This is a genomic window from Streptomyces sp. DH37 (genome assembly GCF_029813835.1).
Lineage (GTDB): Bacteria > Actinomycetota > Actinomycetes > Streptomycetales > Streptomycetaceae > Streptomyces.
Genome location: NZ_JARVKV010000272.1, coordinates 1 through 255, shown reverse-complemented (window position 1 = coordinate 255; position 255 = coordinate 1). Strand labels below are relative to the sequence as shown.

Below are 255 nucleotides of genomic sequence, written 5' to 3'. Positions count from 1 at the left end.
ACCGGCCGGGCTGCGGCAAACCGCTGACACCCACCACCCCCTACCGGACACTGGGCACCGGCTGGGGCGCGTACAACATCCTCACCTCACCCGGCGACCTGACCGGCGACGGCCGCGCCGACCTGCTGGCCCGCCAGGCCTCCACCGGCGACATCCACCTCTTCGCCGCGAAGAGCGACGGCACGCTGGCGGCGGCCAGGAAGATCCGCTCGGCGTGGACGACGTACACCAAGGTCGTCGGAGTGGGCGACCTGA

The 255-nt window shown here is 72.2% G+C and carries 1 protein-coding gene; it reads left to right on the top strand.

Annotation, left to right across the window (positions count from 1 at the left end; all coding sequences use genetic code 11):
• A partial coding sequence (locus QC029_RS31000; protein ID WP_279559156.1) for a VCBS repeat-containing protein occupies positions 1–255 on the top strand: 255 nt, incomplete at both ends.